This is a genomic window from Janthinobacterium aquaticum (assembly GCF_009208565.1).
Lineage (GTDB): Bacteria > Pseudomonadota > Gammaproteobacteria > Burkholderiales > Burkholderiaceae_D > Janthinobacterium.
In genome coordinates this window covers 167,893-191,009 of the sequence record NZ_WFLK01000009.1, presented here as the reverse complement: position 1 = coordinate 191,009, position 23,117 = coordinate 167,893, and the positions used below count along the sequence as shown (strand labels likewise).

The window sequence follows — 23,117 nt, the reverse complement described above, 5'->3', positions numbered from 1 at the left end:
TTTTTCATTCTGGAGTTGTCATGTTCAAACCTGTCGTTCTCGCCGCCAGCCTGGCCCTGCTGGGCAATCTGGCCCATGCCCAAACCCTGCCTGTGGTTGCCGAGCTGCCGCTGCGCGCCCACCTGGCCTTCCTGGCCGACGACCTGCTCGAAGGGCGCGGCACCGGCCAGCGCGGCGGCGACCTGGCCGTGCGCTACCTGGAAACCCAGGCTGCCCTGATCGGCCTGCAGCCGCTCAAGGACGGCACTTACCGCCAGGGGCTGACCATTGTCGGCAGCAAGGCCTTGCCGGGCAGCAGCGTTGCCTTCAGCGCCGGCGGCCAGACGCTGGCGCCCAAGTTTGGTGAAGGCATCGTGTTTGGTGCCTCCAACGGCCAGCCCAAGGTGGCGTTCGATGCGCCGGTGGTGTTTGCCGGCTACGGTATCAACGCACCCGACGAGCGCTGGGACGACTACAAGGGCGCCGACCTGAAAGGCAAGCTGGTGATCATGATGGTCAACGATCCGCAACCGACGGCTACCGAGCCGAACCGCTTTGCCGGCAAGTCGCTGACCTGGTACGGCCGCTGGGTCTACAAATATGAAGAGGCGCTGCGCCAGGGCGCGGCCGGCGTGCTGCTGATCCATACCACGGAGTCGGCCTCGTATCCGTGGAGCGTGCCGGCCAACGGCTTCGGCCATGAGCGCTTCAGCCTGGCCGGCAGCGGTAACGCGATGGAAGGCTGGCTGCAGGAAGACACGGCGCGCGCGCTGTTCAAAGCCGCCGGCCAGGATCTCGACGCCCTGCGCGCCCAGGCCGAGACGCGCGAATTCAAACCGGTAGCGCTGGACGCCACCGTGCACGTCAAGCTCGACAGCACCATCCGCAAGGTCGAACAGTTCAATGTGGCCGGCATCGTGCCAGGCACTGACCCGAAACTGAAAGACCAGGCCGTGATCTATTCGGCCCACTGGGACCATCTGGGCAAGGACGACGAAGGTAGCACGCGCGCCGGCCAGAGCGACCATATCTACAACGGCGCGATCGACAATGCGTCCGGCGCGGCAGCGCTGCTGGCGATGGCGCAGGTGGCCGTCAAGCACCCGGCGCGGCGCACGCAGATTTTCCTGTGGCCGGCCGGCGAGGAAACCGGCATGCTGGGCGCTAACGCCTATGTGCGCGCACCACTATGGCCGCTGGCGAAAACGGCAGCCGATCTGAATCTGGACAGCATGAATTTTGTCGGCAAGACGCGCGATATCGGCGTGGCCGGCGCCGAGCGCAGCAGCCTCTACGCCAGCGCCGCCAAAGTGGCCAAGCGCATGGGCCTGCGCCTGGCGCCCGCCATTCCCGACCTGTCCGGCGCGTTCTACCGCGCCGACCACTTTGCCTTTGCCAAGGCCGGCATCCCCGCCTTTAACGTGGGCTCGGCCGTGTTCTCGGGCGACGGCTCGTTCGACTTCGTCAACGACCCGCAAGGTTCCAGCGCGCGCCTGGTCGCCTTCAAGAAAGACTACCACCAGTTGACGGACGAATACAACCCGGCCTGGGACCTGTCGGGCATGGTGCAGCAAGCGCAGTTCACGCTGAATCTCGGCTATGAAGTGGCCAACGACAAGGCCATGCCGACGTGGAACAAGGGTGAGGCGTTTGGAGAGGTAAAGCGGTAGAACCCTGCGTAGGTCGGATTAGGCCGCAGGCCGTAATCCGACAAACACCCGCAGACAACACCGCAGGCGCCAACAATGTTGTCGGATTACGGCCCCTTCGGAGCCTAATCCGACCTACGTGATATGCGCAAGTTTAACGGCATTAGGGTTTAAATCGCCATAATCCGCTTGAGATCGGCAAAAGCCGTTTCATACAGGTGCTGGAAGGCGCCGATCATCACCTCTTCCACGCCTTCGGCGGCGTCGAACTCGCTCGACCATTCGGCCACGCAGGAGGCGCCGCCCGGCTCGCCCTTCACGCGCAGCGTGGAGCGGTAGTTTTTGACCGGAATCGGACCGGAGACGATGGTGTAGCTGTAGCTTTTATCGGCTTCGCTAAAGCTCTGCAGACGCTCGGCGATAATGGCGCCGTCCGTGGTCTTCAGGCGGCGCACGCGCCCGCCCTGTTCGGACAAGCTGGTCTTGATCGAGCTCGACCATTCAGCCAGCGACTGGAAGCCGCCAATAAAATCCCACACGCGCTCGGCGCTTGCTGCCAGTGTTACAGAAACAATTACTTGGGCCATCTTTAATCCGGTTCCTCATCCAGGTTTGCCGGAGGTGCCCGGCACAGGCGCTATTTTAGCGCCCGTGCGGCTTTGCTGCCGAGCGAGCAGCAGGAACAACTGTGGTATTTACAGATTTTCCGATAGGAAAACCAACGAATTGCCATGCGCCTGCGCTGCGGCGCGCTGGTTGTAGCTGTCGCGGTGGCTGCAGTTGAAACCATGCTCGGCTTGTGGATAGATATGGATTTCCACTTCTTCGCGATCTTCAAAACGCTCGGCGATCTTCTGCACCGCTTCCGGCGGGATATGGCTGTCCTGGCCGCCGAAGTGCATCAGCACCGGCACCTTGATCTGATCGGCCAGCTCCAGCTTGTTCTGGATGCCGCCGCCGTAATAGGCAATCGCCGTATCGACCAGGCCGGCTGCAGCCGACTGGAACGACAGCCGCCCGCCGAAGCAGTAGCCGACCGAGGCGATCTTGCCGTCGACTTCGGGGCGTGCGCGCAGCGCCTTGACGGTAGCGGCCACGTCGGCCACGGCGTGTTCATTGTCGGTCAGCTGCATCAGTTCAACGGCACGCTTCCAGCCTTCGCCGTCATAGCCCAGTTCGATATGCGCGCCTTCGCGCCAGAACAGATCCGGCACCAGCACCACATAGCCGTCGGCCGCGTACTGCTCAGCCACCGAGCGGATATGCTCGTTGACGCCGAAAATTTCCTGCAACAACACGATGCCCGGACCCTTGCCGACATGCGGCACGGCCAGGTAGGCCTGGAAGGTGCCTTCGGCACCGGCAATATCGATCCACTGCGTAGTAATATCCATCAAGACTCCAGTTGTGAGGGGTGGCAAACAGAAAAGCATCTTACTGTTTTTTTCCGCTGCCTGCCCTCGCACAGCGCAATCAGTACACCTCGCGCAAATACAGTACCGGGCCGGACTTGGCAATGCCGAACACCACACGACCTATGGTGCTGGGCAGATACGGCAGGCCGACAACCGACACATCGACGCTGCCAGCCTGATTTGGCGCCTGCAAGCTCAAGCGTCCGGCCACTGGCAACTGGCCGGCATTGAAGCGATAGCTTGCAACAGCGGCAACCAGATCAGAACAAACCAGCGACTTGGTGCAGTTGGCAAACGCCACCTGGTTGCTGCTGAAGGCGCTGATGCTGTCGCCAAGGTTGGTGCGCCATGTACTACCGTCCCAGTACTGGACTTGTACCGGCAGGCGCATCGGCAATCTTTCAGAGCCGTAACCATGCGACATCAGGATACGCCCCGTCAGTATTGTCAGCTTGCCTTCCACGCCCTGGTCTGCCAGCGCCGAGGTCACCACCAGGCCAGCATTGCTGTAGCTGGCGCGCAGCGCGATATCGGTCGGTGGCGCCAGCGCTGGCTGCGTTGCCTGCTGATTGGCATAAGCATTGGGGAAGCTGTAGGCAATATTGCGCGAAGCTACGCCTTTGCTGAAGGCCGACACAGTGATCGCGCTCACGCTGGCCGGCGACGCAGCGCCGTCGGTCAGGCTGCTGCCCGCCGGCGTCGCCGGTGGAAAGCTGGTATTGCCCGTAGCGGCATCGACACCGCGCAACAGCACTTGTTGATCCTTGATGGCCGTATAGCCGCTGTCAAAATTGACGGTCGTGGCGCCGGCAGCGTTTTGCGCCGTCACGCTCAACGTAAAAGGCTGGCGTGAATAGACGGCGCGATTGTTGACGCAGGATAAAGGCGCCACGCACACCATCGGCGTCATGGCAGGAGCGGTGCCGGGGTCAAGCCATGCGGTGGTGAAATGATGGGGGATGAACAGCACATTGGCACTGGTGCCGGTGGTCGACAGCGTGCCGCCCAGATAAGCGCTTTGCAGGCTGGCGGAAAATTGTACCTGTCCCACATCGGGCCAGATCATTGCCGGAGCCGTGGCGACGCCATTGTTGTTCACAAAATTGAGCGCGCCGATCGCCGTCGGATTGTTGGCATTGGGGACAATCGGCGCCAGCAATGTACCGTTCAGGATCACTTTCTGCTCGGTCGACTCGCGGCCAAAATTTCGGGTCACCGCACCTTTGGCATTGAGGGCCGAGACCGTAATGGCGGTGGCCGGCGAGACCGGCAGCACGGCCAGGCCGGCGCGCTGCGGCGAGGCCAGCTGTGTCATGACAAAGCTCTTGGGCGCCACGATCACATTGCCGCTGCCGCTCATCACCAGGCCCTTGTCGGCGCCAGTCGTTGAGGTGTAGGTGGCGGTTATGCCGAGTTGTCCCGCGTCGGCATACACCATGGCCGGCGAGGCAACGCCAGTGACGCCAAATTTCAACATCACATCGACACCGGCCGCACTGCAGGCGCTGGTCTCGCTGCCAGCCAGCGCAACATAGGCATTGTCCTTGTTGAGCAAGCGTGCCGGCAGCGTGCCGGAAGACGGATTGGCATAGCTGCATTTGAGCTTGATGGTTTTTTCAAGATTGGCAAACAACGGCACGCAGGCTTGCGGATTGCTGCTCGAGGCCTGCACTGCACTGATATTGAGCGCACCCGATTCTTCGGCGTAACGCGGATCGCCGCTGATCGTCAGGCCGCTGCTGGCAAAGTTCATCTGGCAATTGGTATTGCTGCCATTGACGCTGTTCTTGCACACCAGCGCGCCGGTGGTCGATGGCGTGCTGGTCAGGCTCAGGCTCGCCGTGCCGCCGGCATAGTTACTGACCGTGCTCTCGACAGTGCCACTGGAGTCGATCGATACTTCCCCCGTACCCCCAGGCGTCAGCGTCACCTTGGCACTACTGGTATACGGCGTACTGCAGCTGGCATCGGCGCAGGCCATCACGGTGACTTTTTGCGGCGCGCAGCTTAATGCCTCGGCCGGATGGGTGATCTGGAAATGATGCGGGCCGGACTGCACGCCGGGGCCGCATTTGGGGCCATTGACACTGCCGGCAGGATAGCCGCTGTTATTGCTCACGCAGCTGCAGGGGTCGGCTGGCGTAAACGCCTTGCAGGTAATCGTATTGATCACGCGCGTGTCCCAGTTCAGCGTAATGTGATTGACCAGCGCATTGCCGTCGATATACGCACCGGTTGCGCCCAGCGTGACTTCGCCGGCGTCGATATTGCCTTTAAGCTTGGTGTCCGAACCGAGCGACAAGGAGGTGCTGGCAGTAATATCGCCCTCCAGCTTGCTGCTTGAGGCCTGGATATTGACTACCGGCGCCTTGATGGTGCCTTTCATGGTGCTGGCCGAGCCCAGGCTGAATGAATCCCTGGCCGTGACATTGCCGGTCAGGGTCACGCCCGAATTGGCGTCAATCACGGTGCCGGTGACTGGACCTGTGACATTGACCCGCGATTCGAGCTTCACCGCGCCTTGCGACGTGATGCCGCCAGTAATTTTTGCATCCGAATTGGCGGTCACGGTGGCGCCGCTGACGGGTCCCGAAACCACTGTGCGCGAACCGATATTGAGATTGCCGGTGGCCGTGATGCTGCTGCCGATCGTGACATCCGAAGCCACCGTGACGTTACCGCCCTTGAGCGTGCCCGATACGCTGGAATTGGTATTGATGCTGAGCGTGCCGTCGCTGACGATCGAACCGGTCACCGTGGTATTGGAGCTCAGGGTGACCGAACCGCCCTTGATATTGCCGGAAATCGAGGAGCCATAGGAAATATCGATATCGCCGCTGGCCGTCAGATTGCCCGTCACCTTGACCGGCGTGCCGCCAAGCTTGATGCCACTGGCAGTAATATTGGCAACAATCTCCATGCCACCCTGTGAGCCGATACTGAAGGTGCCGCCATCAACAACAATGCTGCCGCCGCTGACCTTGAAGTTGGGGGTATTGCTGCCAAAATTTCCTTTGACGTTCAGCGCTGCGCTGCCGCTCATGGTCAGGCTCTGGTTATAGTCGAGCGAAACAGCGCTATTGACCGTGACGCTGTTGCCGCTGGAGATGTTGTACAGGTCGACCGTGTTCCATGACGAACAGGTGTACTGATTGCCACTGCGGCTACAGCCAGCAACGTCATTGCCGTTGAAATTGATATTGGCCGCCTGCACCAGGCTGGTACACAACAGGAGGAAGAAACCGGCGATAGTGAGGTGGATGCGCACGATGGACGACCAGGTAAGAGATCAGGCCAGGAGTGGCCGGAGTGATTCATGCTAAGCTGATACGCAAACATTGTCTCACGTTGTTGCATTATCAAAGCATTTTCCGCCTTCTCATATTCCGCATGATCAAGCATACCCAGCAACAAGTTCCCTTGCGCAGCGTCGATATTATTGTCTACCCCGGCTTCAAGGCGCTCGAAGCGATCGGCGCCATGAAGGTGTTTGATTACGCCAATACCCATCTGCGGCTGCGCAATTTGCCGGGCGGCTACGATGTGCGTATTGTGTCAACCGCTGCCGGCCCGGTCGAGTCGGACACGCTGATGTCGCTGCAGGCCACCGCTGCGCTCGACGTCAACCGCCTGCCGGACCTGGCTGTGATCGTCGGCTGCCATAACGTGGAAGAGGTGCTGGAAGACATACCGGCGATTGCCGCCTGGGTGCGGGAAGCCGCACCGCGCATCGATACGCTGGCGGCGCTGTGCACCGGCTGCTTTTTCCTGGCCGAGGCTGGCGTGCTGAACGGCAAGAGCGCGGCCACCCACTGGAGCGCGGTCGACAGCCTGCGCCGGCGCTATCCGCAGATCGAGGTCAATGCCGATGCCATCTTTGTCCGCGAGGGAAAATTCTGGACCTCGGCCGGCGTGACGGCCGGCATCGACCTGGCGCTGGCGCTGGTGGAAGAAGATTTCAGCCGCGACATTGCGCTCGAAGTGGCGCGCGACCTGGTGGTGTACCTGAAGCGACCAGGCGGCCAGTCGCAGTTTTCAGTGCATCTGTCGAGCCAGATGACCACCCACCCGACCATCCGCCAGCTGCAGGGTTGGATTATCGAGCATCTGGCCGAGGAGCTGGGCGTGCCGCTGCTGGCGTCGCGGTTGGCCATGAGCGAGCGCAACTTTACGCGCGTATTCCAGCGCGAAACCGGCGCCAGCCCGACCGAATTTATTGAAACGGCGCGCTTTGAAGCGGCGCGGCGGCTGCTGGAAGACAATATGACATCCCTGAAGCAGGTTGCCGCGCAAACCGGCCTGCAGAGCGAAGAAAGACTGCGCCGGCTGTTTCAGCGCAAGCTGGGCATTACGCCGCGCGACTACCGCGCGCGCTTTTCCAGCACGGCGGCGTAAGAAAGAGGTAATTAGCTAGCGCGACTTGCCGGTGCGTACATGGCGCGTCGCCAACTGGTGACGATGCCAGGCCAGTGGCGTAAATACCAGCGCCGCCAGCAGATAGGTGGCCAGCAAGCCGAGCCAGATGGCCGGTGTCGCCAGGATGGCCACATCGCGCCACCACAGCGCCAGCAGGGACGCCAGGGCGCCACCGATAAACACCGGCAGCATGCGGCGCAGGGTCAGCAGATAGGCAGTAGCAAACATTGGGGCCTCCCCGTTCAAAGTGGATGACGATGCCCCCACGTTAGCAGGGGCGGCCTGCCAAGTACAGCGCACGCTTGAAACGGGATTGAAACGGCCCCGGAAGTGTTGCTGATTTAGTACAGCACCACCGAGCGGATCGATTCGCCGCTCTTCATCAGGTCAAAGCCCTCGTTGATGCGTTCGAGCGGCAGGCGATGCGTGATCAGGTCGTCGATATTGAGCTTGCCTTCCATATACCAGTCGACGATCTTCGGCACGTCGGTGCGCCCGCGCGCGCCGCCAAAGGCCGAACCGCGCCATTCGCGTCCCGTCACCAGCTGGAACGGACGGGTGGAAATTTCCTGGCCGGCCGCCGCCACGCCGATAATGAAGGACTTGCCCCAGCCCTTGTGGGTGCACTCGAGCGCCTGGCGCATCAGCGTGGTGTTGCCGACGCATTCAAAACTGTAATCGGCGCCGCCGTCGGTGATCTGCACAATGGCGTCAACCACGTTTTCCACTTCGTTCGGGTTGATAAAGTGCGTCATGCCGAACTTGCGCGCGATGGCCTGGCGCGCCGGATTGATGTCGATACCGATGATCTTGTCGGCACCGACCATTTTCGCAGCCTGGATCACATTGAGGCCGATACCGCCGAGACCAAATACGGCCACATTGGCGCCAGCCTCGACCTTGGCCGAGAACAGCACTGCGCCCACGCCGGTGGTCACGCCGCAACCGATATAGCACACCTTGTCGAACGGCGCATCTTCACGGATTTTTGCGAGAGCAATTTCCGGCACCACGATGTAGTTCGAAAAGGTCGACGTGCCCATGTAGTGGAACAACGGCTTGCCGTCGAGCGAGAAACGGCTGGTGGCGTCGGGCATCAGGCCGCGGCCCTGGGTGCTGCGGATTTTCTGGCACAGATTGGTTTTCTGCGACAGGCAGAACTTGCACTCGCGGCATTCCGGTGTGTACAGCGGAATCACATGGTCGTCTTTTTTCAGCGTTTTCACGCCCGGGCCGACATCGACCACGATGCCGGCGCCTTCATGGCCCAGGATGGCCGGGAAGATGCCTTCCGGGTCAGCGCCCGACAGCGTGTAGTAATCGGTATGGCAAATGCCGGTGGCTTTCAGCTCGATCAGCACCTCGCCTTCGCGCGGGCCGGCCAGGTCGACGGTTTCAATGGTCAGGGGGGCGCCGGCCTTCCAGGCCACGGCTGCTTTGGTTTTCATGCTTTGCTCCTGCGCGGTTTCAGATGTCGGCATTATGCCGTGCCGGCGCACAGGACCATAGTGCAAATGCCCAGCTTGTCTGAAAACGCCTTGCCTTTGTCCGCAGACGCCAGCCCAGCGGGTGCGACAGGGCGTGTGCAGCAGCGCACGGTTTGCCGCTGGCAGCCGGCGTAAGCTGGCGCCAGCTTATTGGCCACTGTTGCCTTGCACGCAGCGATCTTGATCCTGATCAGGCATGCAGACGACAAGACGAACTTTTGCCCGGCCCTGTTATCTACCTGATGACAGGCGACTCTGTCGTTCCATCTGGAGACTGACATGCGCAATCGACCTTCCTTCGGCACCACGCCGCGTTCCCTGCTGGCGCTGTTCTTTCTGCTCTGCATGACCCTGCTGGCATCGTGTGGCGGCGGCCACGACGATGACGACAACACGCCGCCGCCGGCCACGACCGGCAGCTTGAGCATCACGATCGCCGGCGTGCCGGCCGGCCTGGCCGGCGCCGTGACCGTCAGCGGTCCGAACGCCTACAGCCGCGCGCTGACGGCCGGCGCCACCCTCGACGCGCTGGTGCCCGGCAGCTACACGATCGTTGCCACCAATATTGCCAACGGCACCGGCAGCCTGGCTCCTACGCCACTGACGCAGCAGGTCACGGTCAGCGCCGGCGCCACGGCCAGCGCCAGCGTCAGCTATGCGGCCACGGCGCCGCTGGCGCTGCGCCTGCAGGAGGTGGCCAGCGGCCTGAACGCCCCCACCTTCCTGACGGCGCCCGATAACGACAGCCGCCTGTTCATTATCGAGCGCGCCGGGCGCATCCGCGTGGTGGAAAACGGCAACTTGCTGCCCACGCCATTTCTCGACATCAGCAACCTGACCAGCACCACCGGCGAACGGGGGCTGCTGTCGATGGCTTTCCATCCGCAATACGCGAGCAATGGCTATTTCTTCCTGTACTACACCAACCTGGCCGGCGATATCGTGATCGAGCGGCGCCAGGTGTCCGCCGGCAACCCCAACCTGGCCGACGCACTGAGCAGCCTGGTCATTATCACGATCGCGCATCCGACCTATACCAATCACTATGGCGGCCTGGTCAGCTTTGGTCCCGATGGCTATCTGTACCTGGGCACCGGTGACGGCGGCGGCGGTGGCGACCCGCAGGGCAATGCACAGAACCAGAATGTGCTATTGGGCAAATTGCTGCGACTGGACGTCAACGCCAGCAGCAGCGCCCAGCCGTATGCGATTCCAGCCGGCAATCCCTTTGCCGGCGTGGCAGGCAAGCGCGCTGAAATCTGGGCCTACGGCCTGCGCAACCCATGGCGCTATGCTTTCGACAGCACGGCGCAACAGCTGTATATCGCCGATGTCGGCCAGGCCAACGTGGAAGAGGTCAATGTGCGCGCCGTGAGCCAGGCCGGCAACAATTACGGCTGGAACATCATGGAAGGCACGCAGTGCTACAACAGCAGCAACTGCAGCCAGACTGGCCTGGTGCTGCCGCTGGTCGAGTACGGCCATGACAGTGCGGGCGGCTGCTCGATTACGGGCGGCTATGTGTACCGTGGCGCAGCGCTGCCGGAACTGGCGGGCCAGTACCTGTATTCCGATTACTGCAGCGGCTGGCTGAAAAGCTTCAGCGTCAGCAATGGCAGCGCGTCTAGCGTCAAGGATTGGGGCATCAGCAATGTCGGCAATATCCTGTCCTTTGGCCAGGATGGACGCAAGGAACTGTATATGCTCAGCAGCAATGGCAAGGTCTATCGCATAGTACGGCAATAGCACCTGAGCGCATGCAAGGGGCGCCGTCATGCGCGGCGCCCGGCTCGGCCATATGCGAAAGTGAAAGAAAAACAGGCTAAAATAAGTTTCTGCCGCACTTCGCGACCCAGCTCAAGAGACCCACATGGCCCGATTGAAACTTGAATTTCCCGAAGACCAGTATTGCTATACCTCGCAACTGACGGTACGCACCACGGATATCAATGCCGGCAATCATCTCGGCAACGACTCGATGATTTCCATGATTTCAGAAGCGCGCGCCCGCTTCCTGTTTGAATACGGCGTGCGCGATGTGGAAGCGGACGGCAACGGCATTATCGTGACCGACCTGGCCACCACCTACCGCGCCGAAGCCCATGCGCGCGACCAGTTGTTGTTTGAAGTGGGCGTGATGGACTTCAACAAGTACGGTGGCGACATCACCTTCCGCATCACGCGCCCACGCGACAATACCCTGATCGCCATGGCGAAATCAGGGTTTGTCTTTTTTAACTACAAGCGCAGCGAAGTGGTGCCCATGCCCGAGGATTTCGGCAGCAAATTTCCCCAGGTGAACTGGATCGACTAAATCACTTCAACTACGCCGTCTAGCGGCTGGCTTGCCGGGCGGCAGAGATGTCAAAGGTCTTGTCAAACCATTCGTCCATCATCAGTTTCTCGTAGCGCAATGGCTCGCTGCTGCTGTAGCGGTTCAGGCGGTTCAGATACGACATATCGGACAGCCTGGCATCGCCGCTGCGCAGCACCTTGCCGTCCTGCTCCAGCACGTAGTGCAAGGTCATGCGCGGCCAGTCCACACCGCCGTTGAGAATGCGGATATCGTTGATGCCACGCAGGCGCGGGTCTTCCCTGCCTGCCAGGTCGACGTCCGTGACATCGATTTTCAGGTGCTGGCCGGCTGGCAGCGAACGGCCCAGCTTTTCAAAATGCCGCGCCAGTTGCGTGAGGGCGTCTTCGCGCTTGCGCGGATCGAACGAGACGTCGCTAAACTGTTCAGGCTTGTCATAGCGCACCTCGACCGCTGCCGGCTGGGCAGCATCAGCAGCGGCGGCAGGGGCAGCAGCCCATGCGCCACTGCCGGCAAACATCACCAGACCGGCGGCCAGCGCGCCTCGCAAAGTCGACTTCATCTTGCATCCTTTCACGTTATGGCCCGGTCTGCATGCCGGACAATTCGATTACCACCTTCGTCTCAATATACGCGCATGGCGCCAGCTCTCAAGGAAATTCATACCTTGTTACGATCTTTTCCTGATAACAATATCAACAGTTTTTGCTCATGTAATTTGCAGAAATGTTGACAAAAATAAAGTATTGCTTTCAAATCACAATTGCTTGCGCGATAAAATCATTTATCCAGTAATTTATGTACTGTAAAGCACTGTTGCATGGAAACCGGACAATTTTTCTTGCCTGTTGTTAATACTTAGCTGGCGGTCTACAATCGACAGAATGCACTAGTGTGACGTGACCTCAGTCATGCCCTTGCGCCACGCGCTTGCGTCAGTTATGCCCTTTAGCGGAACCCGCCCTTATGTCATTTTTGTCTTCAGCTTCGCCCAAGTTAGCGCCCTGGAAAGTCCTGCTCGTCGACGATGAACCCGATATCCATGACATCACCAAACTGACCCTGAGCCGCTTCCGCCTGGAAGGACGCGCCCTCAGTTTCGTGCATGCGTACAGCGGGGCAGAAGCCAAGCAGGTGCTGGCGCGCGAAAGCGGCATTGCGCTGGTGTTTCTCGATGTGGTGATGGAGCGCGAAGACAGCGGCCTGGAAGTGGCGCGCTGGATGCGCGAAGAACTGGGCAACCAGTTTACGCGCATCGTGCTGCGCACCGGCCAGCCGGGGCAGGCGCCCGAAGAGCGCGTGATCGTCAACTATGACATCAACGATTACAAGGAAAAGACCGAGCTCGACCGCACCAAGCTGTTTACCACCACCTTTGCCGCCCTGCGCGCCTACCGCGACATCATGAAAGTCGAAGAGGCGCGCCTGGCACAGCTGCATTACCGCGAAGGGCTCGAACGCGTGATTGCCGCGTCGGCGCATATCTTCAAGCAGCGCAACCTGCGCGACTTTGCCAGCGGCCTGCTGCAGCAGGTGGTGGCGCTGCTGCGCCTGGAAACGAGCATGCTGCTGCGCCTGCGCGGCGCCAGCGCCATCAGTGGCGAACAGGACTACGAAATCCTGGCGCAGATCGGCGACACCGACGACGCCATGCTGAGCCCTGCCCTGCTGTCGCAGCTCGACGATGCCAAGAGCAACAAGATTTCACGCCTGCATGGCGACACCTACGTCGGCTACTTCCCCAACAGCAGCGGCAAGGCCTCGTTGCTGGTACTGAAGGGGGTGGAAGAGATTTCCGACGTTGACGCGCAGTTGCTCGAAGTGTTCTGCTCTGGCGTGGCGATTGCCTTTGACAATATTTTGCTGACCCAGGAAATCACCGACACCCAGGCCGAACTGATCCTGCGCCTGGGCGACGTGGTGGAATCGCGTTCGCACGAAGGCGGCAACCATGTGCGCCGCATGGCCGAAGTATGCCAGCTGCTGGCCAAGGCGTCGGGCATGTCGGATGAAGAAACCATGGTGTTGCGCTACGCGGCGCCGATGCACGATATCGGCAAGATTTCCACTCCCGACGCGGTGCTGCTCAAGCCGGGCAAGCTTGACGCCGAGGAATGGGAAATCATGAAGCAGCACCCGACGGTCGGCATGTCGATACTCGACGGCTCGCAGCGTCCGCTGCTCAAAGCTGCCGCCGTGATCGCCCACCAGCACCATGAAAAATACGACGGCAGCGGCTATCCGCAAGGCCTGGTTGGCGAATCGATCCACAAGTACGCGCGCATTGCCGCCGTGGCCGACGTGTTCGACGCGCTGATGCACAAGCGCTGCTACAAGGAAGCCTGGCCGCTCGAACGCGTGGTCAGCTATCTGCGCGAAGTGAGCGGCAGCCACCTCGATCCGCAATATGTGGAGCTGCTGATCGCCAACCTGGACGAAGCGCTGGCGCTGAACCAGCGTTTCCCCGACTGAGTCGAATGACGTGGTAGGTCGGATTAGCGGGGCAAGGCCCGCGTAATCCGACAACACCACAAGCGTCAACAATGTTGTCGGATTACGCCGCCTTCGGCTCGAGCGGAAAGCGGATCTTGTAGTGCAGACCCATGCCCGGCGCGCTGGCCACCTTGACGGTGCCGCCCAGCGGCCCAGTCACCAGGTTATACAGGATATGCGCGCCCAGGCCGCTGCCGCCCGAGCCGCGCTTGGTGGTAAAGAAGGGGTCGAACAACTGCGCCAGCGTGGTGTTGTCCATGCCCAGGCCATCGTCGCTGTAATCGAGCTCGAGCATCTCTGCTTCGCTGCGCACATGGATGCGGATCACGCCCGGCTCGCCTTCGGCAAAACCATGGACCAGCGAATTGACCACCATATTGGTGATGATCTGCGACACCGCGCCCGGGTAGCTGCGCAGTTGCAGCGCCGGCGGGCATTCGACCTCCACCGTGATCGGCTTGCCCTTGAGCTTCGGTTGCAGCGACAGCAGCACCTCATCGATATACTTGCGCAGGTTGAAGTTGCGCAGTTCATCCGATGACTGATCCACCGCCACCTGCTTGAAGCTGCGCACCAGCGCCGCGGCGCGCTGGGTATTGGTGGTCATGATGCGCAAGGTCTGGTCGATAATCTCGAAAAACTGCTGCAGACCGTCTTCGTCGAGCTGGCCGGCGTCCAGGTCTTCACGCGTGAGTTTGAGCTCCTGCACCAGGTGGCTGGTGGCGGTCACGCAGATGCCCAGCGGGGTATTGATTTCATGCGCCACGCCGGCCACCAGGCGGCCCAGCGAAGCAAGCTTTTCCTGGCGTACCAGCTCCGACTGGGCCTCCTGCAGCGCGCTCAAGGCGCTGTTGAGCGCCGCGTTCTGCTCTTCCAGCGCTTTTTTGGCCTGGCGCCTGGCGTGCTCGGCCTGGATGCGCGCCATGGCGACCGCCACATGGCTGGCCATAAAGGCCAGCACATCGAGCTCGGCCTGGCCATACACCACCGAACTGTCATAGCTTTGCACGATCAGCACGCCATACGCGCGTTCGCCCAGTAGCATCGGCGCGCCCATCCAGCTGGCAATGCCGGCGTTGCCCAGCGGCTCATTGATTTCACCGCTGGCCACCAGCGCGGCGTAGCTGGCGGCGTCGAGCAGGCAGGCCTGGCGCCGCGCCAGAATATACGAACTCATGCCCACGCCGTAATCGAAGCGCTGGACCGGCGCCTGCGCATCTTTTTCATCGACAAAGTACGGAATGGTGATCTCGGCGTTATCGGGGTGATACAGGGCAATCAGGAAATTCTTGGCAGAGACCAGCTCGCTGATAATCGCATGCAACTTCCTGTACAAGGTGCTGGCGTCCGAGGTTTGCGCCGACAGGTTGGCAATCTCGTACAGTGCATGCTGCAGGCTTTCCGCGCGGCGCCGCTCGGCCACTTCATGGGCCAGCAGCGCCGTGCGCTCCTGCACCGCCTTTTCCAGCCGATCCAGGCTTTGCATGCCCGCCAGCGCGCTCGACACATGGGTGGCGATCAGCGCAAACAGCGCCTGGTCTTCCTGGCTGTAGCGGTGTTGCGCATCGTAGCTCTGGATCACGATGGCGCCCAGCGCCTGGTGCTGCTGGTCGAGCAGCGGACAACCGATCCAGTGTTCGGCGGCAGTGCCGCCGCCCCAGGCGCCGCCATCGATGGCGCGCATGGCGTCGTCACCGGCCGTCATCACCAGCTGCTTGCGGTTGACGATCACCCAGGCAGTAGGCGACTGCTTGGCGCTAGCCAGGCGCACGCCGGCTTGCGGATCGGGCGCCGGATCGAATTCATCGACAAAATACGGAAACCGCACCAGGCCGTCGTCATGGTCGCTCAGCGCCACATAAAAGTTCGCCGCATACATGATACGGCCCAGCGCCGCATGCACGGCCTGCAAAAATTCGCGGACATCGCTGCAGGTGCTCGAACGCTGGCCAATTTCCAGCAATACAGTTTGCACAGCTTCGAGACGGCGGAGACGACTTTCCATACAGTTCCTTGCCCTTGATTACTTAGATTCCAAAAAACAATATTAGCAGTTCACCTTCTGCCTGGCACGACATAAAGGCAGCGTTTTTTCATAAAGCACTTTTACCGCAACAGCCATTTGCCACCCGGGCCAGACAATGGCAGACTAGGCGATTCTTTTTGCCGGCCGATACCCATGAATGCCTCGCCCTCCCGTTTGCGCTGCGCTTTGCTTGCCGCCCTGCTGCTGGCCGCGCCCCCGCTGTTTGCAGCGGCGGCCAGTGCCGCACCGAACGCCCAGACAGCCGATGGCGGCCGCTATTTCGGTCCGCTGGTCGACGGCAGGATGCACGGCAAAGGCCGGCTCGAATATGCGAGCGGCGCCTACTACGAAGGGGGCTTTGCGCGCGGCGTATTCAGCGGCCAAGGCAGCTTGCGCCAGCCGTCGGGCGTGCGCTACGAAGGACAATTCCGCCAGGGTGCTTTCGATGGCCAGGGCCGCTATACCTCGCCCAAGGGCGAAGTGTATGCCGGCACCTTTGTCAACGGCAATTTCGACGGGGCCGGCAGCTATCGCGGCCCCGATGGCGGCAGCTATGTCGGCACGTTTCGCAACTGGAAACCACATGGCGCCGGCATCCTGACCGACAGCGACGGCGTGGTCTTCAAGGGCAAGTTCGCACAAGGCCAGCCGCAAGGGCCGATGCAGGTCAAGACGCCCGACGGCATCGTCTATGAAGGCGAACTGAAAGACTGGAAATTCGATGGCGTGGGCGTGCTGCGCACGCCGGACGGTGACCGCTACGAAGGCCACTTCAGCAATGGTTTGTTCGATGGCGCTGGCGTGCTGCACCATGCCGACGGGCGCGCCAGCGACAGCGGCAACTGGGTCGAAGGCCAGCTCGACGATCCTGCGGCCGACAAGCTCACGCGCGACAATATCGAGCTGGCCCTGTACGGCCAGCAGGCGCTGCTCGAACGCAGCCTTGCCAATGTGCTGCCGCGCGATCCGGCCAAGGCGATCAATCTGTACCTGCTGGCAGTGGGCGGCGATGGCGCACAGGAAGTGTTCCGGCGTGAAACGGCTTTCGTGCAGCAGCAGTTCGACCGCGACTATGGCACGCTTGGCCGTTCGCTGGCGCTGGTCAACAGCCGCAATACGGTAGCGCAGCAGCCGATGGCCACCCGCACCAGCATCCGCACCAGCCTCGATGCGCTGGGGGCGAAAATGAACACGCAGCAGGACATCCTGTTTTTGTTCCTGACCAGCCACGGCTCGCCCGGCCATGAACTGGCGCTGGCGCAAAACGGCATGGATCTGCACAACCTGCCTGCAACCGAACTGGCCGCCATGCTCAAGCACAGCGCCATCCGCTGGAAGGTGATCGTCATTTCAGCCTGCTATGCGGGCGGCTTTATCGATGCCCTGAAAGACGACAATACCCTGATCATCACGGCCGCGCGCGCTGACCGCACCTCGTTTGGCTGCGACGATCAGAACGACTTCACCTATTTCAGCGAAGCCTATTTCAAGCAGGCGCTGCCTGGCAGCAGCAGCTTTGCGGCTGCCTTCGACACGGCCCGGGCACTGGTGCGCGCGCGTGAAAAAGCTGACTTCCAGGAACAAGGCCTGGGCGAGGAAGAGCATTCTGAGCCGCAGATCTACCAGGGCAAGGCGATCGGCGCGCAGCTCAAGGCCTGGCGGGAACAAAACAGGTAGGCATGGCAACTATGGCGGCTGACCTGCGCGGTCATCGGCGCCATGCCTGGCCCGCGCCGACGCGCCCGGCAACGGCAAGCGCCGCTTAAACCTTGCGATAGCCGCCTTCGATCCAGTTCGCCGCCGACGTGGCGTTGAACTTGAAGGCGGCCGAAGTGCGCACCTTGGCGATCTGCTCGCCGTCTGCGTCGTAGGCGCTCAGTTCGGCGTACGGATGATCTTCGTCGGGCACGATGTCGAACATCACCTTGACCTGGCCGTCGTCGGTGCCGACATACAGGCTTTTATGCAGCTGCGCATGCAGCTGCTGCTCGTGGCGGCGCAATACTTCGGAAGCAGTCTTGACCAGCGTATTGAAGGCGTTGACATCGAGCGGCTTGGGGTTTTTCTTGTCGCGCCCCATGGTCCACGGGCCGACCAGGGCCGGTTCCGGCTCGCCGTCCTTGATCATGGCCACCGCCCAGCCTTCGTCTTCTTCATTCTTGATCACGCGCGCCGTCCAGCCGTTGCCCACCCACAGGCGCGGCTCCTGGATCGGCGCATCGTTGTGCTGCTCGACATCGCTCTCGGAATCATGTTCGGGAACTTCGGGAATTTCGCTGCTCATGGCGCTGCTCGTCAGATGGTTCGGGGCTAGCATGATAGTCCAAATCGGGGCCTTATGCCGCTGTTTGGCAAAGCGCGGCGCATGGCGCCATAGCCGAGATCGCCAAATATGCAAGCGATCAATCTAGTAGCGAGACTCTAGCAATTTGCCTTTGATATCGCGCAAAGCGAACTATTATAAAAACGCAATTTAAAATTATAATTTTTATATTAAAAAGTTTCATAATTACATTAATTGGCCAAGAGTAATTTCCGGCGTCCCCCGTCCCTGCACGCCGCACGCGCTATACCGCAATTGCGTCAAAAAATCATAACCATTACAGAGGGAACAAACATGAAACTCTTGCCTAGCATGGCTTTCCTGGCACTGGCAGCCGCAGCAGGCGCAGCCAGCGCCGTCCCAACCTTTACCTCCGGCGGCACCGCACTTGCCGGCGAAGGCCTGGTCACCTCGGTTGCCGGCGCCACCACCATCGACTTCAACGACAACATCATTCCGGCAAACTACTCTGGCGCCACGATCTTCAGCGGCACCACCGGCAATCATGCGGCGCTGCCGAACGATACCTCGCCATATATGTCGGCCGGCATTTCATCGAACCAGAGTTCGCCGGTGATTGCCACGTTTACCGGCGGCCTCAGCTATTTCGGCTTCTACATGGGCTCGCCGGACAAATATAACAGCGTGCAATACAATTTTTCCGACCAGTCTTCCATCACCATGACCGGCACGCAGCTGGCCGCACTGGCAGGCAATCCCGCCAATGGCGACCGCTCGCTCGGCATGTACATCAATGCCTTTGCCAGCCAGGGTCAGAATATTACGTCGGTAAAGTTCATCTCGACTGGCAATGCCTTTGAAACCGACAACCACGCGCTGATCAGCGCCGTGCCGGAGCCAGGCACCTACGCCATGCTGCTGGTCGGCCTGGGACTGATGGGCTTTATGCTGCGCCGCAAAACCTGAGCGATAAAACCTGAGCAATATCGTGCTGCGGCCCGCATGGCCGCAGCACGATTTTCATTACATCAACCTGGCCGGCCGCGCCGGCCAGGTCAGCGGCGGTCCGGGCGGCGTCCAACGGGGATCGATGGCCGGCAGCGGCACATGATAATTGAAAGGATTGATAATAATCGGCGGAATGGCCGATGGCGCGCCGACAGGCTCGGCACAGGACTGCACGGCGCTACGCTGGCGCGTGTGACGAAGGTTGGAAAACAGGTGCGGGGCTAGCGATTGAGCCCCTGCAACGGCAAACACAGGCATGACGTCCTCCTTGCTGGGTTGAGGCAGGAATCAAGACGGCGGATCAGGCATTCAGTATAGAACGCCCTGCCGGTATTACAAGACGATAAGGTCCGGAAAAGAAAGTTGCGGCAGGCAACCTACCCAGGCCGAACCGGCAATCCATCCGATAATATTCATTCCATTCCTGCAAAATGACCGTCTGTCGCACGCGGCTGGCAGGCATGCCGGTGCAGCGCTACAGTGGCCTCATCACCACTTTGAACGCAACGAGGCCCGCCATGAAAAAAATCCTGACTTTCGCCCTGATCCTGATGCTGCTCTGCCTGTTCCTCGACAAAGTCGGCACGGCTGACCTGCATATCAACGGCAACGATCTCGACGGACCTTTTGAATGGCTGTTCGGCATGGTGGTGGCGGGCGCAGCATTGCTGGGCGCGGCGATACTGGTCGGCGTGGTGGCGGCGGGCGTGGGTCTGCTGCTGGCATGCGTGCTGGGCATGCTGGTGCTGCTGGCGCTGGTGTTCAGTTCGCCCCTGCTGCTGCCTTTGCTGGCCGTGGCGCTGATCTGGATGCTGGTCAGACGCGATCGCCGTCAGAACCAGCCATGAACTTGCTGAGCACCGCGCTGGCGCCGTCGTGATTCTGTTCGACCCGGTTGCGTCCGCCACGCTTGGCGCGGTACAGGGCTTCGTCGGCGCGCGCCAGCACGGCGTCGCAATGCGCATCGGTACCGGACATGGCGGCCATGCCGACACTGATGGTGACATTGAGCACGATGCCGCTATCGAGCGCCACCGTGCTGTCGGCAACACGCCGGCGCAGGCGCTCGGCAAACACCGCCGCTTGCGCCAGTTCGGTACCGGGCAACAGCACGGCAAACTCCTCGCCGCCCACGCGCCCCGGCACATCGACCTTGCGCAACTGCTGCCATAGCAGCGCCCCCAGGTGGCGCAGCACGATATCGCCGACCGCATGGCCGTATTCGTCGTTGACGCGCTTGAAATGATCGATATCGAGCATCAGCACGGTGGCACTGCTGGCCAGCTCGCGCTGCAGGCGTGCATGTTCGTTTTCCAGCATGGTCATGAACTGGCGCCGGTTCGGCAGGCCCGTCAGGAAATCGGTGGTCGCCAGTTGCAGCAGTTCCTCATTCATGCGCTTGCGTTCGGTAATGTCGAGCGACGAGAGCATCACGAAATCAAGCGTATCGGCATGGCCGGGCATGACTAGCATGCTCAGTTCATTTTGCCGAACCGCGCCATCGAGCCGTACAAAGCTGCTTTCACACTCGTACAGATGGGCGCCGCCGGCCAGCGCCAGCAAGGCCGAACCAAAGCCGGACAAGGCGTTGCCGTCAAAGTTCTGCGCCAGGCTCAGCACGCCGCGCCGCTGCTGGTCGGCACTGGCGCGCACCTGCGCCAGCGCCGCGCCATTGGCGTCGATAATGCGCACCAGCCCCGCCAAGCGGACCAGCTCTTCAGGATGCGACTTGAAATGGGCCTCCATATCCTGCACGCCCGCTTGCGCCAGCGCCTCGAGTGCAGCGCGCGCGGCCGACCAGTCCTGCTCCCACAAGGCCACCGGCGCATGATCGTACAGGCTGCGAAAGCGCGCTTCGCCGGCGCGCAGCGCCAGCGCTACCTGCGCCTGCTCGATGGCCATGCCGGCCAGCTGCGCCGCCTCGCTCAGGCGCGCCAGATGCGCAGCACCAGGCGTGGCGCGCTGGCGGTGGTAAGCCATCAGCACGCCCAGCAGCTTGCCCGAAGCACCACGCACCGGCTCGGCCCAGGCAGCTTGCAACTGGGCGCGCCAGGCCAGCTCCATCGCTTCGGGCGGTTGCGCCAGGCTGCGCAAGTCGGACACGCACAGGCGTTCGCCGCTGCACGCGCTTTGGGCGGCAATGCCATGCACGCCCTGCAGCATGTCGAGACCATGGCCATGGCTGGCCAGGTTGAAAAACGCCGGCAGGCCAGGCGCGGCGCCCAGCACCAGCCGGTGCCGGCTTTCATCGAGCAGCAAGATGCTGCACAGCATGGCCGGATGCTCGGCCTGCAACGCCAGCACCACGCTTTCGAGCACCCGCTCCAGCGGCGCGCCGGTGGCCAGCATTTCCAGCACCTGGCGGCGCGTGCTTTCGCGCCGCTCGACCACGCTGCGCTCGCTGATATCGCGAAACGTCCACAGGCGCGCCTGCTCATTGCCCAGCTGCATGCTACGCATATATTGCTCGATGACGCGACCGTCGCGCAGCTGCAGCACCTCGCGCTGTTCGCGATGACCATGCGGCGGTGGCAGGCCGGCGCCAAGAAACGGCGCAGCCTGCTCCAGCTGGCTTTGCACATGGCGCACCAGCTCAGCCCCGTCGGCTTGCCAGTCCAGTGCATCGGGCACCTGCCACAAATCGCGAAAACGCCGGTTCGAGGTCACGATGCGACCGTCGCCATTGTCGACCAGGATGCCGTCGATGGTGGCGTCAAGGATATTGCGCAGCATGGCCTGGCTGCGCTGTGCGGCTTCGGCCATTGCCAGCACACTGGCCTGCCCCTGTTCAAGTTGCGCCGCCAGTTCGCTGGCGCGCGCCAGCGCCAGCCTGGCGTTGGTGCGGCTGGCCGCCAGCAGCCAGGTGGCCAGCGCCAGCACCACGCTGACCAGCAGGCCGGTCCAGGCTACGCCGCGCGGCCGCGCCAGGATATCGCCATCGAAACCGGGCATGGCGCGCACGCGCACCGTCCAGGCATGGCCGGCGGGCCGGATCACCTGCTGCGACGATAACTGATCGGCGGGCGCCGCCGCAGGCGGATCGGCAATACTGTCAAGCATCAGCGCAGCAGGCGCAACCTGCTCGCCGTCGTAGATTTCCAGGTCCAGCAGGCGCGACGCTTCGCCCCCCACGCCGGCCATCAGGTCGGCCATGCGAAACGGCGCAAATATCCAGGCGCGCAGCGCCGCGCGGCGCGCCGGCACGCTGTCATGCGCCAGCGCATTGTCATACACGGGCATCACCAGCAGGAAGCCATAGCTGCCGGCGCCGGTGTCACGTGCCTCGCCATCCTGCACCAGGTGCAGCTTGCCGGTCATCGCGACCTGGCCGCTGTCGCGCGCTTCTTCCAGCGCGGCGCGGCGCACCGGCTCGTACCACAGGTCGTAGCCCAGCGCGCTGCGGTTGGCGGCGCTGTCGGGTTCCAGATAGGTCACCGGCGCAAGCCAGGGCCGCTGGCCCGGCGGGTGGATATGGTAGTCGGGCACGCCCTGCGCGCGCGCCAGGGCTTCGTGCTCCATGCCCTGTGCGCCGGGCAACAGCGGTACATAGCCGATGCCCAGTATGCCCGGGAAGTGGCGGGCAATATCCTGCGCCGCCAGATAGGCGTGAAATTCGCTGCGCGTGACTTCCCGGGAGCTGGCGTACAGCCCCTGCACGCCGTACAGCACTTCGCTGTAGGCGCGCATGCGATGGTTGATATGGCTGACCAGTTCGCGTACGCGAAAATCAAAATCGAGGCGCACCTGCTGGGCGCTGGCGTCGCTGGCCGTGCGCCAGGCGCCATACGTCAGGCTCAGGCACAAGGTCAGCACCAGAGCGGCAAACAGGCGCGGTCCGACCCAATCCGATGGCGGCTTGGAAAAAAACGACGGCTGGACGCGTTTGTTCATGGCGGGCGGCATGGCTGATCGAATAAAACCTGATGACGGCCGGTGCGCAGCATCGGCTGCGGCTAACCATCAGTCGTCACGATCAACGATAGCACGTAACGTGCAGCGTGCTGTCATAAATGTATTTTGTGTCAAAAAGACTACAAAATTGCTTT

General features: G+C 61.7%; 18 protein-coding genes. 8 read left to right on the top strand and 10 right to left on the bottom strand.

The window, feature by feature from the left end; all coding sequences use genetic code 11:
* Positions 1-20 precede the first annotated feature (20 nt).
* Entirely contained in the window at positions 21-1,649 is a 1,629-nt protein-coding gene (locus GCM43_RS15765; protein ID WP_152245923.1) for a M28 family peptidase, read from the top strand.
* A gap of 149 nt (positions 1,650-1,798) precedes the next feature.
* Here the strand turns inward: GCM43_RS15765 and GCM43_RS15760 are convergent, their stop codons facing one another.
* From GCM43_RS15760 to GCM43_RS15750, 3 genes are all read right to left on the bottom strand, one after another.
* Positions 1,799-2,215 (bottom strand): SRPBCC family protein, encoded by a 417-nt coding sequence (locus tag GCM43_RS15760; protein ID WP_152245921.1) that lies wholly within the window; start codon positions 2,213-2,215, stop codon positions 1,799-1,801.
* A 108-nt stretch (positions 2,216-2,323) separates the two neighbouring features.
* A complete protein-coding gene (locus tag GCM43_RS15755; protein ID WP_152245919.1) occupies positions 2,324-3,022 on the bottom strand; it encodes a dienelactone hydrolase family protein in 699 nt (232 codons plus the stop codon).
* Positions 3,023-3,101: 79 nt separating this feature from the next.
* Positions 3,102-6,311: a DUF6701 domain-containing protein gene (locus GCM43_RS15750; protein WP_152245917.1), complete on the bottom strand. Its 3,210-nt coding sequence runs from the start codon at positions 6,309-6,311 to the stop codon at positions 3,102-3,104.
* 122 nt (positions 6,312-6,433) lie between these two features.
* On the opposite strand from GCM43_RS15750, the gene GCM43_RS15745 reads away from it, so the two are divergent.
* Positions 6,434-7,438: a GlxA family transcriptional regulator gene (locus GCM43_RS15745; protein WP_152245915.1), complete on the top strand. Its 1,005-nt coding sequence runs from the start codon at positions 6,434-6,436 to the stop codon at positions 7,436-7,438.
* A gap of 15 nt (positions 7,439-7,453) precedes the next feature.
* Here the strand turns inward: GCM43_RS15745 and GCM43_RS15740 are convergent, their stop codons facing one another.
* On the bottom strand, positions 7,454-7,687 hold the full coding sequence (locus GCM43_RS15740) for a hypothetical protein (protein WP_152245913.1): 234 nt from the start codon (positions 7,685-7,687) through the stop codon (positions 7,454-7,456).
* A 113-nt stretch (positions 7,688-7,800) separates the two neighbouring features.
* Positions 7,801-8,907: an S-(hydroxymethyl)glutathione dehydrogenase/class III alcohol dehydrogenase gene (locus tag GCM43_RS15735; protein WP_152245911.1), complete on the bottom strand. Its 1,107-nt coding sequence runs from the start codon at positions 8,905-8,907 to the stop codon at positions 7,801-7,803.
* A gap of 318 nt (positions 8,908-9,225) precedes the next feature.
* Between GCM43_RS15735 and GCM43_RS15730 the strand changes: the two genes are divergently transcribed.
* A complete protein-coding gene (locus GCM43_RS15730; protein WP_152245909.1) occupies positions 9,226-10,692 on the top strand; it encodes a PQQ-dependent sugar dehydrogenase in 1,467 nt (488 codons plus the stop codon).
* A 124-nt stretch (positions 10,693-10,816) separates the two neighbouring features.
* Positions 10,817-11,260: a thioesterase family protein gene (locus GCM43_RS15725; protein WP_152245907.1), complete on the top strand. Its 444-nt coding sequence runs from the start codon at positions 10,817-10,819 to the stop codon at positions 11,258-11,260.
* A 19-nt stretch (positions 11,261-11,279) separates the two neighbouring features.
* On the opposite strand, the gene GCM43_RS15720 is transcribed toward GCM43_RS15725, so the two are convergent.
* Positions 11,280-11,822 carry a DUF3016 domain-containing protein gene (locus GCM43_RS15720; RefSeq protein WP_152245905.1) on the bottom strand — a complete coding sequence of 181 codons (543 nt, stop codon included), beginning with the start codon at positions 11,820-11,822 and terminating at the stop codon, positions 11,280-11,282.
* A gap of 404 nt (positions 11,823-12,226) precedes the next feature.
* Here GCM43_RS15720 and GCM43_RS15715 point away from each other — a divergent pair, with 404 nt between their 5' ends.
* Positions 12,227-13,732, top strand: coding sequence for a response regulator (locus tag GCM43_RS15715; RefSeq protein WP_152245903.1), 1,506 nt, complete (start codon positions 12,227-12,229; stop codon positions 13,730-13,732).
* A gap of 82 nt (positions 13,733-13,814) precedes the next feature.
* Here the strand turns inward: GCM43_RS15715 and GCM43_RS15710 are convergent, their stop codons facing one another.
* Complete coding sequence (locus GCM43_RS15710; protein ID WP_152245901.1) at positions 13,815-15,758, bottom strand: GAF domain-containing sensor histidine kinase; 1,944 nt, start codon at positions 15,756-15,758, stop codon at positions 13,815-13,817.
* Between the two features lie 174 nt (positions 15,759-15,932).
* Between GCM43_RS15710 and GCM43_RS15705 the strand changes: the two genes are divergently transcribed.
* Positions 15,933-17,456 (top strand): C13 family peptidase, encoded by a 1,524-nt coding sequence (locus tag GCM43_RS15705; protein WP_152245899.1) that lies wholly within the window; start codon positions 15,933-15,935, stop codon positions 17,454-17,456.
* Between the two features lie 85 nt (positions 17,457-17,541).
* Here GCM43_RS15705 and GCM43_RS15700 read toward each other — a convergent pair whose 3' ends face one another.
* Entirely contained in the window at positions 17,542-18,063 is a 522-nt protein-coding gene (locus GCM43_RS15700; protein ID WP_152246034.1) for a hypothetical protein, read from the bottom strand.
* A gap of 333 nt (positions 18,064-18,396) precedes the next feature.
* Between GCM43_RS15700 and GCM43_RS15695 the strand changes: the two genes are divergently transcribed.
* Positions 18,397-19,029, top strand: a complete 633-nt coding sequence (locus GCM43_RS15695) for an Npun_F0296 family exosortase-dependent surface protein (protein ID WP_152245897.1) — start codon at positions 18,397-18,399, stop codon at positions 19,027-19,029.
* 57 nt (positions 19,030-19,086) lie between these two features.
* Here the strand turns inward: GCM43_RS15695 and GCM43_RS15690 are convergent, their stop codons facing one another.
* Positions 19,087-19,329 carry a hypothetical protein gene (locus GCM43_RS15690; protein ID WP_152245895.1) on the bottom strand — a complete coding sequence of 81 codons (243 nt, stop codon included), beginning with the start codon at positions 19,327-19,329 and terminating at the stop codon, positions 19,087-19,089.
* 260 nt (positions 19,330-19,589) lie between these two features.
* Between GCM43_RS15690 and GCM43_RS15685 the strand changes: the two genes are divergently transcribed.
* Complete coding sequence (locus GCM43_RS15685) at positions 19,590-19,919, top strand: hypothetical protein (RefSeq protein WP_152245893.1); 330 nt, start codon at positions 19,590-19,592, stop codon at positions 19,917-19,919.
* On the opposite strand, the gene GCM43_RS15680 is transcribed toward GCM43_RS15685, so the two are convergent.
* Positions 19,888-22,962: a sensor domain-containing diguanylate cyclase gene (locus GCM43_RS15680; protein WP_152245891.1), complete on the bottom strand. Its 3,075-nt coding sequence runs from the start codon at positions 22,960-22,962 to the stop codon at positions 19,888-19,890. The genes GCM43_RS15685 and GCM43_RS15680 overlap by 32 nt on opposite strands.
* Positions 22,963-23,117: the final 155 nt, after the last annotated feature.

Coding starts and splice junctions, on each gene's coding strand:
- GCM43_RS15700 (WP_152246034.1), bottom strand. CDS start 18,063: ATGAGCAGCGAAATTCCCGAAGTTCCCGAACATGATTCCGAGAGCGAT.
- GCM43_RS15760 (WP_152245921.1), bottom strand. CDS start 2,215: ATGGCCCAAGTAATTGTTTCTGTAACACTGGCAGCAAGCGCCGAGCGC.
- GCM43_RS15765 (WP_152245923.1), top strand. CDS start 21: ATGTTCAAACCTGTCGTTCTCGCCGCCAGCCTGGCCCTGCTGGGCAAT.
- GCM43_RS15710 (WP_152245901.1), bottom strand. CDS start 15,758: ATGGAAAGTCGTCTCCGCCGTCTCGAAGCTGTGCAAACTGTATTGCTG.
- GCM43_RS15755 (WP_152245919.1), bottom strand. CDS start 3,022: ATGGATATTACTACGCAGTGGATCGATATTGCCGGTGCCGAAGGCACC.
- GCM43_RS15740 (WP_152245913.1), bottom strand. CDS start 7,687: ATGTTTGCTACTGCCTATCTGCTGACCCTGCGCCGCATGCTGCCGGTG.
- GCM43_RS15720 (WP_152245905.1), bottom strand. CDS start 11,822: ATGAAGTCGACTTTGCGAGGCGCGCTGGCCGCCGGTCTGGTGATGTTT.
- GCM43_RS15695 (WP_152245897.1), top strand. CDS start 18,397: ATGAAACTCTTGCCTAGCATGGCTTTCCTGGCACTGGCAGCCGCAGCA.
- GCM43_RS15705 (WP_152245899.1), top strand. CDS start 15,933: ATGAATGCCTCGCCCTCCCGTTTGCGCTGCGCTTTGCTTGCCGCCCTG.
- GCM43_RS15690 (WP_152245895.1), bottom strand. CDS start 19,329: ATGCCTGTGTTTGCCGTTGCAGGGGCTCAATCGCTAGCCCCGCACCTG.
- GCM43_RS15725 (WP_152245907.1), top strand. CDS start 10,817: ATGGCCCGATTGAAACTTGAATTTCCCGAAGACCAGTATTGCTATACC.
- GCM43_RS15715 (WP_152245903.1), top strand. CDS start 12,227: ATGTCATTTTTGTCTTCAGCTTCGCCCAAGTTAGCGCCCTGGAAAGTC.
- GCM43_RS15745 (WP_152245915.1), top strand. CDS start 6,434: ATGATCAAGCATACCCAGCAACAAGTTCCCTTGCGCAGCGTCGATATT.
- GCM43_RS15730 (WP_152245909.1), top strand. CDS start 9,226: ATGCGCAATCGACCTTCCTTCGGCACCACGCCGCGTTCCCTGCTGGCG.
- GCM43_RS15735 (WP_152245911.1), bottom strand. CDS start 8,907: ATGAAAACCAAAGCAGCCGTGGCCTGGAAGGCCGGCGCCCCCCTGACC.
- GCM43_RS15685 (WP_152245893.1), top strand. CDS start 19,590: ATGAAAAAAATCCTGACTTTCGCCCTGATCCTGATGCTGCTCTGCCTG.
- GCM43_RS15680 (WP_152245891.1), bottom strand. CDS start 22,962: ATGAACAAACGCGTCCAGCCGTCGTTTTTTTCCAAGCCGCCATCGGAT.